The sequence below is a fragment of the Mycobacterium sp. genome (assembly GCF_052143115.1).
Taxonomy (GTDB): domain Bacteria; phylum Actinomycetota; class Actinomycetes; order Mycobacteriales; family Mycobacteriaceae; genus Mycobacterium.
In genome coordinates, this window is the sequence record NZ_JBKQTQ010000048.1 from 1 (window position 1) to 11,082 (window position 11,082).

6 protein-coding genes and 1 pseudogene are annotated in these 11,082 nt (G+C 65.6%); 1 reads left to right on the plus strand and 6 read right to left on the minus strand.

The window, feature by feature from the left end; genetic code table 11:
* Positions 1-685, minus strand: a 685-nt coding sequence (locus ACLQI9_RS04780; protein WP_442391194.1) for an AMP-binding protein, incomplete at its 3' end; no start/stop codon positions are given.
* Positions 686-1,171: 486 nt separating this feature from the next.
* Here ACLQI9_RS04780 and ACLQI9_RS04785 point away from each other — a divergent pair.
* The gene (locus tag ACLQI9_RS04785) at positions 1,172-2,575 is read left to right on the plus strand and encodes a WS/DGAT/MGAT family O-acyltransferase (RefSeq protein WP_442377832.1); all 1,404 of its coding nucleotides are present in this window, start codon (positions 1,172-1,174) and stop codon (positions 2,573-2,575) included.
* Positions 2,576-2,652: 77 nt separating this feature from the next.
* On the opposite strand, the gene ACLQI9_RS04790 is transcribed toward ACLQI9_RS04785, so the two are convergent.
* The 5 genes and pseudogenes from ACLQI9_RS04790 to ACLQI9_RS04810 all read right to left on the minus strand — a co-directional run.
* Positions 2,653-3,663 (minus strand): dihydroorotate dehydrogenase-like protein, encoded by a 1,011-nt coding sequence (locus ACLQI9_RS04790; protein ID WP_442391196.1) that lies wholly within the window; start codon positions 3,661-3,663, stop codon positions 2,653-2,655.
* Positions 3,663-7,237: pseudogene (nifJ, locus tag ACLQI9_RS04795) on the minus strand (pyruvate:ferredoxin (flavodoxin) oxidoreductase). Before nifJ ends, ACLQI9_RS04790 begins: the two are co-directional and overlap by 1 nt.
* A complete protein-coding gene (locus ACLQI9_RS04800) occupies positions 7,234-8,871 on the minus strand; it encodes an NAD(P)-binding protein (RefSeq protein ID WP_442391198.1) in 1,638 nt (545 codons plus the stop codon). The pseudogene nifJ and the gene ACLQI9_RS04800 overlap by 4 nt, the downstream one beginning before the upstream one ends.
* A gap of 145 nt (positions 8,872-9,016) precedes the next feature.
* The gene (locus tag ACLQI9_RS04805; RefSeq protein ID WP_442391200.1) at positions 9,017-10,225 is read right to left on the minus strand and encodes an MFS transporter; all 1,209 of its coding nucleotides are present in this window, start codon (positions 10,223-10,225) and stop codon (positions 9,017-9,019) included.
* A gap of 138 nt (positions 10,226-10,363) precedes the next feature.
* On the minus strand, positions 10,364-11,082 hold a 719-nt coding region (locus tag ACLQI9_RS04810), incomplete at its 5' end, for a glycosyl hydrolase family 65 protein (protein WP_442376159.1).

Below are 11,082 nucleotides of genomic sequence, written 5' to 3' on the forward strand. Positions count from 1 at the left end.
CGTCCTCGCGCATCAGGTTCAGCGCGACGATCGCCTTCCCCTCATAGGCCCAGGCGGAATGCGGCAACCGCACACCCTTGGGCGGTCCGGTGGTTCCTGAGGTGTAGATCAACGTCGCCAACTGCTGCGGGGTGATCGCGTCCGTTCGGGTCCGCACTCCTGACGGATGCTCGAGCAGATACTTCTGCCCCAACTCGGCCAGGCCCGCCAGGGTGATCACCCAGTCGCTGTCGCCGGGGCCGTCGAACAGCACCACCTTGGTGAGGCCGGGTAACTCGGCGCGACGTTCGGCCAGCTTCGCCAGCTGCCCGGTGTCCTCGGCGAACACGACTCGGCATTCCGAGTCGGCCAGAATGTAGGCGGTGCCGCCGGCGTTGGTGTTGGGATACACCGTGGTGGTGGCGGCCCCGGCACACATGATCGCCAGATCGGCCAGGATCCACTCGTATCGCGTGCTCGACGCGATACCGACTCGCTGCTCGGGTTCGATGCCCAGCGCCAGCAGGCCGGCCGCCAGCGTCTCGACGCGGTCCGCGGCCTGCCGCCAGGTCGCCGAGACCCATTCGCCGGCAACGAGGTAGCGGAAGGCCTCCTTATCCGCCGACGTCTGAACGCGGGCGAGAAACATCGACGCCACATTCGTCGCTGTGGTGGTTGTGGCTGTGCGGTCGCCATTGATCGTCATTGGCTCTTCCCGACGTTCGTCACTCTCTGCCGCCGATCGGCAGCCGAGGATTAATCACTTATCGTGGCACTTTCCTGCGCCACCGCGACAGGGTCATTCGTCACCGGCGCTACCGGGCCACGGCCACAAAGCTCTGCCGAAGGCTCACACCGTGCCATCAACTCATCGGTACTCAACCGCCGTTCCGGAAGCGACGCACCGATCGCCGCGAACCGGCTCGTGTATGACCTCGCGCCCGGCGAGCCGTCGGCTCCGCCCTCCAGCGCCATCCAATGCTCGCTACCGGCTACCGACATGGCGCACCATCCATCCTCTGCTACCAAGCCACGCTAGCCCTGCAGTCGTGTGCCGTCATGGGGCCCGCGGGCTGGTTCTGCCATGACCATGGAATGCCGCGAGTCCACGGTTGCGTGACTCTGCCCAAAGACTTCGGTCTTGGGACTTCCGCCTCTGCCGGTCCGTCCGATCGCGGTGGACAGTGTTGTTGTGGCGCACTTAACACCGCTTGATGCGGCCTTCCTCGAGGCAGAGGACTCCGACCCGCATGTAAGCCTCGCGATCGGCGTCGTAGCCGTCGTTGAAGGACCCATCCCGGACTACGGCTCGCTCGTCTCGTGGCTTGGCGAGCGAATGCTTTCGACGCCACGGTTCAAGCAGGTGCTGCGCACGCATCCGCTCGACCTCGGTCCGCCGGAGTGGATTGAAGACGTCAACCTCGACCTCTCCCATCACCTGCATCGTGCGGCACTTCCGCATCCGGGCGACGACAGCGCGCTATTCCGGCTGGCCGCCGATGTGATGGAGAGGCGTCTCGACCGGGACCGTCCAATGTGGGAATGCTGGATCATCGAGGGCCTCACCGACGACCGGTGGGCGATACTGACGAAAATCCACCACTGCATTGGCGACGGAGTCGCGGTGACACACATCCTTGCCGGCCTGTTCGACGACGGCGACGCGTCCGCAACCGATATCCGCCCAACCACGGAGCCGGCACAGCACGGGACGCGGCTGCCGCAGCTCAGCCTCAACCCGCTGGATTGGGTCAGCGGTATTTGGCATGCATCGGCCGACGTGACCACGGCTGCTGCACGGGCATTCGAAGTCGCTGTCGAAATTGCCGGCGGCCTATTGCATCCGGCGCCGGTCTCCTCACTGATGGGGCCGGTTACCAATATGCGGCGCTACAGCGCGGCGCGGGTGAGCCTGCGGGACGTGGCCAAGGTGCGCCAGACGTTCGACGTCACGATCAACGATGTTGCGCTCGCGGCGATCACCGATAGCTTCCGCGCCACTCTGATCCGTCGCGGCGAGCAACCCAGGCGCAATTCGCTTCGCACCCTGGTGCCGGTCTCGGTGCGCTCGAACGATGCACTCGACAAGACCGACAATCGCGTCTCACTCATGCTCCCCTACCTTCCCGTCGAAAAGGCCGACCCGGCAGAGCAGCTGCGCGCAGTGCATGCGCGACTGGCAAGGACGAAGGCGAGCGGGCAGCGGCAAGCAGGAAGCGTCATTGTCTCAGCGGCGAATCTCATTCCGTTCCCGCTCACGGCCTGGACCGTTCGGGCGTTGGCCCGGCTCCCGCAACGAGCTGTGGTCACCGTGGCGACGAACGTACCCGGTCCGCGCCAACGGTTGCAGGTCATGGGCCACGACATTGTGCACTTACTGCCGATTCCGCCCATTGCGCTTCGGGTTCGCACAGGCATCGCGATATTCAGCTACGCGGACGACCTCGTCTTCGGCATCATCGCCGACTATGACGCTGCGCCCGATGTCGACGAGCTCGCCCAGGGCGTCGAACGGGCAGTGGCACGTCTTGTCGCGTTGAGTGCACCGGCCCGGCGGTCCAAGCGCGCACTGAAGCTGCCGGCAGGGCGGAGTTGATCGGTTGCGGCCCCTGTAAGGGGCGAATGACCTTGAGTAGCTGTGAATCGCCGTCGAAGGTGCGCGAGCCGCTACGGTTACCAGGGGCCGTAGTCGGTGCTGTCGGCTTGTTGTAGCGCGCTGACGTAGTCCCAGCGTTCGCGGGTTGTCTCGTCGGCGCCGACGGGTACCGCGAGCAGCCCACGCAGTTCCTCAACGGTGGTAAATCCCTTGCGTCGCATCCATTCACACAAGCCGTCGAGCAGTACGGTGGCGTGTTCCGGGCCGTGGCGCAGCAGTGCTGACGCCGTCATCACCACATCCGCGCCGGCAAGCAGGTACTTGATCAGCTCAATGGAGCTCTCGACGCCGGTCGTCGCGGCGAGCGACGCGCCGACTCGTCCTCGCAGTAGCGCAATCCACGTCAGCGGCAACCGAATCTCCGCCGGGGTGGACAGCGACACCGCGCGCACCACGGTGAGGGTCTCGGGGTCGATGTCGGGCTGCAGGAATCGGTTGAACAGAACAAGCCCGTCCGCACCGGCCTCATCCAGGCGTCGCGCCATCTCGCCGGTCGCGCTGAAGTACGGACTGAGCTTCACCGCCACCGGAACGGTCACCGCGTCCTTGACCCACGCCAGGATGTCGAGGTGACGCTGCTCGACGTCGCGGCCGCGGATGTGTGGATCCCCGGGCAGGTAGTAGATGTTCAATTCGATTGCGGCCGCGCCACAGTCCTGCATTGACCGGGCGTAGCGGGCCCAACTGCCGGGCGTGCTGCCGTTGAGGCTGCCGATCACCGGAACTGAGACCGCGCCGGCCGCACGTTCGAGCAGGCTCAAATAGCGGCGTGGGCCGTGGTCCTCGTCGGCGGCGTGTGGGAAGTACGACAACGACTCGGCGAAGCTCTCGGTGCCCGCCTCGGCCAGACGAGCGTTGCGCTCCGCCTCGCGGCGCAGCTGCTCTTCGAACAGCGAATAGAGCACGACCGCACCGACACCGGCGTCGGCGAGGCGCCGGATGCCGTCCACGGTCTGCGACAGCGGAGATGCCGCCGCCACCAGGGGGTTGCGCAATGTGAGGCCCATATAGCGGGTTGACAGCTCCATCAGCGTTCCCTGCGGGCGTCGGCGTGGAAGTGTTCGGGACCGCGGGAAGCCATCTCCTCGTAGACATTCCAGCGCTGTTCGATAGCCTGTTCTGCCAGCCCGAGCAGCCGTTCGGCTTCGGCCGGATCGGCGTTGGCCAGTGAGCGGTACCGCAGCTCTCGGTAGACGTAGTCGGCCAGCGGGATCCGCGGTCGATGCGAATCGAGCAGGAACGGATTGTGCCCGGCGGCGCGCAGTACCGGGTCATAACGGACCAGCGGCCAGTGTCCGCTGGCGACCGCGCGGTACTGCTGATCCATCCCGAGACGCATATCGATGCCGTGCGCAATGCACTGGCTGTAGCCGATCACCAGCGACGGGCCATCGTAAGCCTCCGCCTCGCGGAAGGCCTGCAGGGTCTGCTGCGGGTCGGCACCCATGGCGACCTTGGCGACGTAGACGTTTCCGTAAGCGATCGCTTGCAGCGCGAGATCCTTCTTCGGCACCGTTTTGCCGGCGGCGGCGAACTTGGCGACTGCGCCCAGTGGTGTCGCCTTGGACATCTGACCACCCGTGTTGGAATAGACCTCGGTGTCGAGCACCAGCACGTTGACGTTGCGCCCAGTAGCCAACACGTGGTCGAGCCCACCGGACCCGATGTCGTACGCCCAGCCGTCACCGCCGACGATCCACACGCTGCGCCGGACCAGGCTGTCCACCACGCTGCGCAGGTCGGCAGTCACAGCGGGATCGAGGCCCGCAAGGCGATTCTTGAGCTCGGCCACCCGCTCACGCTGGGCTGCCAACTCCGACTCGCGCAGCTGCGGTGCCGCCAGAATGGCGTCGACGAGTCCGGCCCCGAGCGTGTCGCGCAATTCGGCGAGACGGCGCCGGGCCAGCGCGACATGTCCGTCGCTGGCCAACCGCAGGCCGAGCCCGAACTCCGCGTTGTCCTCGAACAGCGAGTTCGACCAGGCGGGACCCCGCCCGTCAGCGTCGGTGGTCCAGGGAGTGGTGGGCAGGTTGCCGCCGTAGATAGAAGAGCAACCGGTCGCGTTGGCGATCATCAGCCGGTCCCCGAACAGCTGCGAGAGCAGCTTGAGGTACGGCGTCTCTCCGCAACCCGCACAGGCGCCGGAGAACTCGAACAGCGGCTCCAAGAACTGGGTGCCACGTACGGTGCCGAAGTCCACCCGGGACCGGTCGTTGGTCGGCAGGGTCTCGAAGAAGGCAATATTCTCTCGCTCGGCAGCCACCCGCGGCTCACTGGGGCCGAGGTTGATCGCTTTGGTGACGGTCTTGCCGGGTAGGACAACCGGGCAGGCCTCGACGCACAGGCCACACCCGGTGCAGTCCTCGACGTACACCTGCAACGAGAACCGGGCGTTCGGCAGGCCGACGGCGTCCAAGGGTGCGGAGTCGAACTGCGTTGGCGCCCCGGCCAGCTGGGACTGGTCGTAAAATTTGGAGCGAATCACGCTGTGCGGGCAGACGAAGCCGCAATTGCCGCATTGAATGCAGCTGTCGGAGTCCCAGACTGCGACCAGCTCGGAAATGTTGCGTTTCTCGTATGCGGTCGTGCCGCTCGGGTAGCTGCCGTCCACCGGAAGTGCGCTGACCGGCAAGGCGTTTCCGCGTCCGGCCATCATCTCCGCGGTGACGGTGCGGACGAACTCCGGCGCGGACTCGGGCACGATCGGTGCCGGTGTGCGCGTGGAGGTGACCAGGGTGGGCACCTCGATCCGGTGTAACCCGGCCACCGCGCCGTCCACTGCGGCCAGTTCTTTCCCTAGCACGTCGGCGCCGCGGTTTCCGTACATCTTTTCCACCGATTCCTTGATGCGGGCGATCGCCTGCTCGGGTGGCAGCACGTCGGAGATCGCGAAGAAGCATGTCTGCAACACGATGTTGATCCGCCCGGCCAGCCCGGCCTCACGTGCGATCCGGTCGGCGTCGACGGCGTACAGCGCGATCCGCTTGGCCAGGATCTGTTCCTGAACCAGCCTGGGCAACGCGTCCCAGACCTTGACAGCAGGCTGCCGACAGTTCAGCAGCAGCGTCGCGTCCGGGGCAGCCCGACCCAGCACATCCAGTTTGTCGAGAAACCGGAACTGGTGGCAGCCAACGAAATTGGCCGCCGTCACGAGGTAAGGGGCGCGTATGGGATCCGGCCCGAAGCGTAGATGCGACTCGGTCTGCGAACCCGATTTCTTCGAGTCGTAGACGAAGTAGCCCTGGGCGTGCAGCCCTTCTTCGGACCCGAGGATCTTGATCGTGTTCTTGTTCGCGCTGACGGTACCGTCCGAACCCAGCCCGAAGAAGACCGCTCGGAACGTGTCGGGTGACTCGATGTCGAACGACGGGTCGTAGTCGACGCTGGTACCGGAGACGTCGTCGTCGATACCGATGGTGAAACGGCGCCGTGGTTGCTCGCGAGCGAGTTCGGCGAACACCCCGGCGACCATGGCGGGCGTGAACTCCTTGGAGGACAGTCCATATCGTCCACCCGTCGCACGCGGCATGACGGGTCGCTCGCCGTCGGCATAGGCCTCGGCGAGCGCCGCGACAACGTCCAGATACAACGGTTCGCCGATCGACCCGGGCTCCTTGGTGCGGTCTAGAACGCCGACCGTGCGAACCGTCGCGGGCAGCACTTCGAGGAGCGCTCTGGTGGGAAATGGGCGGTACAGCCGCACCTGGACCACTCCGACCCGCTCGCCGCGCTCGACGAGAGCGGCGACAGTCTGCACGACAGTCTCGGCGCCCGAGCCCATCACCACCAGCACTCGCTGCGCTTGGGGATGTCCGGTGTAGTCGACGATGTGCATCGTGCGGCCGGTGCGCTCGCCAAGGCGGGCCATATCAGGTCCTCGACCACGCCCGGAACCCGTGCGTAGAACGGGTTCACCGTTTCACGCGCCTGAAAGTAGACGTCCGGATTCTGCGCGGTCCCGCGAATGACCGGGCGCTCGGGAGACAGCGCCCGTCCGCGATGAGCCCACACCAACTCCTCGGGCACCAACACGCGCAGGTCGTCGTCAGAGAGCGTTTGAATCGTGTTGAGTTCGTGCGAGGTTCGGAAGCCGTCGAAGAAATGCACGAACGGTACCCGGGTCGCCAGTGTGGCCGCCTGCGCAACGAGCGCCAGGTCCTGGGCCTCCTGAACGGAGGCCGATGCAAGCAGCGCGAATCCCGTTTGCCGCACGGCCATAACGTCGGAATGGTCCCCGAAGATCGACAATCCCTGCGCCGCCAATGACCGGGCTGCCACGTTGATGACGGCCGACGTCAGTTCACCGGCGATCTTGTACATGTTCGGGATCATCAACAGCAGACCCTGCGACGAAGTGAAGGTCGTGGTCAACGCGCCGCTCTGCAGGGCGCCGTGCAGAGCTCCGGCCGCTCAACCCTCGCTTTGCATTTCGACCACTGTCGGGACGGTGCCCCACACATTGGGTCGCCCGGCGCTGGACCATTCGTCGGCCAACTCGGCCATCGGCGATGACGGTGTGATCGGGTAGATGCAGCACACCTCGTTGAGCCGGTAGGCGACCGAAACGGCGGCCTCGTTTCCATCCACCGTCGCACGTGTCATTTCGGCTCCGGGAACATCTCGATGGCGTGGACCGGGCACTGATCGAAGCAGACGGCGCAGCCGGTACAGCTGTCGTAGTCGAACTTGTAGCCGTGTCCGACCCCGAGTTTGATCACCGCGTCCTCCGGGCACGCGCCGAGGCAGCCGTCGCATTCGAAGCAGTTACCGCACGAAAGGCAACGCCCCGCCTCGTAGGTCGCCTCCTCGGCGGACAACCCGCCGACGACCTCCTCGAAACTCTCGACGCGCTTTGCCGGCTCGACTTCGGGCTGCTGACGCCGCGCGGTGTCACCGAAAAACCACAGGTGCAGCGAGTCGAACGTCGCCGTCGGGTGTTTCGCGAGACGTGCGCCCGTCGCGTCGCGCAACCAGGCATCGATGTTGTGTGCGGCCTTCTTCCCATGGCCGACACCCACTGTGACGGTGCGCTCGCTGGGCACCATGTCGCCGCCGGCGAATATGCCCGGACAGCCGGTCATCAATGACTCCGAGACGCGCACGCTGCCGTCACCATCGAACTCAACTCCTGGCAGCGTCCGCATGAAGGCCGATTCCGTTTCCTGACCGAGTGCCATGATCAGGGTGTCGGCGGCCAGCGTCTCAAAGCGTCCGGTCGGTCGCGGGTAACCCGAGTCGTCGAGTTCCATGACCTCGACCCGCAGTTCGGGGCCATCGAAGGCGTTGATCGTCCGCAGCCAGTTGATGCGCACGCCCTCGCGTTCGGCATCCTCGGCTTCCTCCTCGTGGGCGGGCATCTGCTCGCGAGTGCGACGGTAGACGATCACCGCATCCTCGGCGCCCAGGCGGCGGGCCACGCGGGCGGCGTCCATCGCGGTGTTGCCGCCGCCGTAGACGGCCACGTGGCGCCCGATCGCCGGCCTTTCGCCGGACGCGACGTCGCGCAGAAAAGACACCGCGTCCACCATCGTGCCGGCGTCACGAGCGGGGATGTCGACTCGTTTGGCCAGATGCGCACCGACCGCGACGAACACCGCGTCAAAGCCGCCCTCGTCCCGCTCGGCCGCGAGGTCATCGACCCGGTGATCGCCGGTCAACTCAACGCCCATAGCCGCGATCCGGTTCAGCTCGACATCCAACACCTCACGCGGCAGCCGGTAGCTCGGAATGCCGTACCGCATCATGCCGCCGGGCAGGGCGCCCGCGTCGCGGATCTCGACCTGGTGGCCGAGGCGTGCCAGATGGTAGGCGGCGGACAGTCCGCTCGGCCCCGCGCCGACGACCAGGACTCGCTTGCCGGTGCGGGTCGGCGGTGGTTCGAACTTCCAGCCGCGCTCGGAAGCAAGGTCACCGAGGAACCGCTCCACCGAGTGGATCGATACGGCGCTGTCGAGATGGGCGCGGTTGCAGACGGTTTCACACGGGTGATAGCACACCCGCCCATGGATCCCGGCGAATGGGTTGTCCTTGACGAGCTGACGCCAGGCCTGCTCGTGCCGGCCGGCGGTGGCATGGGCAAGCCAGGCTTGGATGTTCTCCCCGGCGGGGCAACCGGCATTGCACGGCGGCAGCAGATCGACGTAGACGGGTCGGCGTTCGCGCACCGGTCCGGCCCGGGACTGCCCGTGCGACAGGTCCGCAAGCGGCGTGAGGTCATGCGGCTGGGATGCGGCCATGCCTCGACCGGCATCCCTGCTGGCTTGCTCGTCACCAGCCATTTCCCCAGCATAGGGTCCGTGGGTGAATTCGGCGTTGGCTGCGACCACCGCCGGTTCTGGACTGCCGGGTTGTCCGCTCATGGATACTTCTTTCCTCTTGCAGTCAGTTAGCCGCTGCAGCATCGGATTTGGTGCGAATCCACGCACCGATAGAGAGAATGAGCAGGATCGCCGCAAAGAAGCCGCCGGCGATTCCTGAGATCAGTAGCGGGAGTTGGCCTCTTGCCCCCCACAGCAGACCGGCCCACAGACCTGCCGACAACACCGCGAAGCCCGTCGCGCCCTGAAATATGCCCTGCGCGCTCGACTGCAGCTCGGCGGGAACAAGTCCGGATATCCACGCCTTTCCGACGCCGTCGGTGCATGCGGTGAACAGTCCATACAGTCCGAGGATGAGCCATGCCGCGACTCTGTCGGTTGTGAGCCCGAGCCCGATGTAGCCGACCGCGAAAAAGACCATGCCTATCCCGAACACCGCAGGCCTCGGGATGCGGTCAGCGAGTGATCCGGCCGGGTAACTGCCCAACGCATATACCATGTTGTATCCCGCGTAGGCCAGGATCACTTCGGCGACGGAAAACCCGATCCCTTTGAGGCGCAACAGGATCAGGGCATCTGGGAAGTTGACGACACCGAAGGCTGCCAGCAGCGCGATCACCCGCCAATACCGGCCTGGCAGCTCACGCAGGGCCGCCCCCAACGGTGATCGGTGCGCACGCTCAACCGGCCGGGGACGCTCGCGCACCAACGCGACCAAGGCCATACTCAGGACGGCCGGAACGATCGCGATGTATAGCAACGGCGGAATCTTATGGTCGAGTAGCTCGTATCCGGCAAGCCCGATCAACGGACCGGCAACCGCGCCGAGGGTGTCCATCGCGCGGTGAAACCCGAACACGCGGCCGCGGCTGGCTTCGTCGATTCCGTCTACGAGCAGTGCGTCGCGCGGCGCGCCCCGGATACCCTTGCCGACTCGGTCGACCACGCGTCCCGCCAATACCCCGGGCCACACACCGGCGACCGCAACGATCACCTTGCCGAGCGCGGCCATACCGTAGCCCGCCGTGATCAGTGGACGCCGCGCAAACCTATCCCCGAGTGGTCCAGCCGTCAGTTTTGTCAGCGACGCCGCTCCCTCGGCCGCGCCTTCGACGGCTCCTACGACGGCCGGCGGCGCGCCGAGAACTGCGGTGAGGTAGATCGGTAACAGCGGGTAGACCAATTCGCTGGCGGTGTCCTGGAGAAGCGACACAGCGGATAACACCCACACATTGCGGGTCAGCCAGCTGCCGTTCTTCGCCGTACGAAAAATCACGGGTCGACGAGGCCGTTCACCACGGCCGGGCATAGCGACCAGAGTTGTGCTCTCTGCGACACTCGCCGTTGCACGAATTGCGATCGTACCGCCGACGTTGACCACCCCGCCCCGTATCTTTTGGTTGGGCAACGGTCAGCCGGGAAATCGGACAGTTGTCCCGGGCATCAGTTGAACGACTCGACCACGGCATTCCACTTCGACTCCGGCGGCATCGCGCGGATCCACACTGATGATCACGCCCTTTCCGCTGACCCGCAGGTGCAGGTGCAGACCGCGGTAGTGGATCGGGAATGCCAGCACGCCAAGTGTTTCCGGCCAGTGCGGGGAGAGGATGATGCGGCCGGCCCGGGTCTCCATCCCGGTGAAGCATCGCTGCATGAGGTCGACGCTGCCTGCCATGGCCGCCAGGTGAATGCCTTCGGACGTGGTGCCGCCCTGGATGTCGGAGACGTCGGATTTGAGCGCCTGTTGGAAAAACTCCATCGCACGATCGCGGTTGGCCCGGGCGAGTACCCAGGTATGCACCACACCACTGAGCGTCGACCCGTGCGACGTGCGCGCCAGGTAGTAGTCCACCATTTTTGGGATCTTGTCGGGCATGAAGCGATAGCCGAGCCGCTCGAGTAGCTCACACAATTCCGGTGCCGACATCAGGTAGAGCAGAATGAGGACGTCGGCCTGCTTGGAAGCCTTGTATCGGTTCACGTCGTCGTTCTCCGCCTCGAGGATGCGGTCGAGGCGTTGGATGTTGCCGTACTTCCGGTGGTAGCGGTCCCAGTCCAATTCGTCCAATTCGCCGTATCCCTCGAACTGGCTGATGACGCCGTCGTGGAATGGGACGTACATTCGTC

Excerpts from the sequence above, each read along its gene's own strand:
- ACLQI9_RS04790 (WP_442391196.1), bottom strand. The coding sequence starts at position 3,663 with ATGGAGCTGTCAACCCGCTATATGGGCCTCACATTGCGCAACCCCCTG.
- ACLQI9_RS04800 (WP_442391198.1), bottom strand. The coding sequence starts at position 8,871 with ATGGCCGCATCCCAGCCGCATGACCTCACGCCGCTTGCGGACCTGTCG.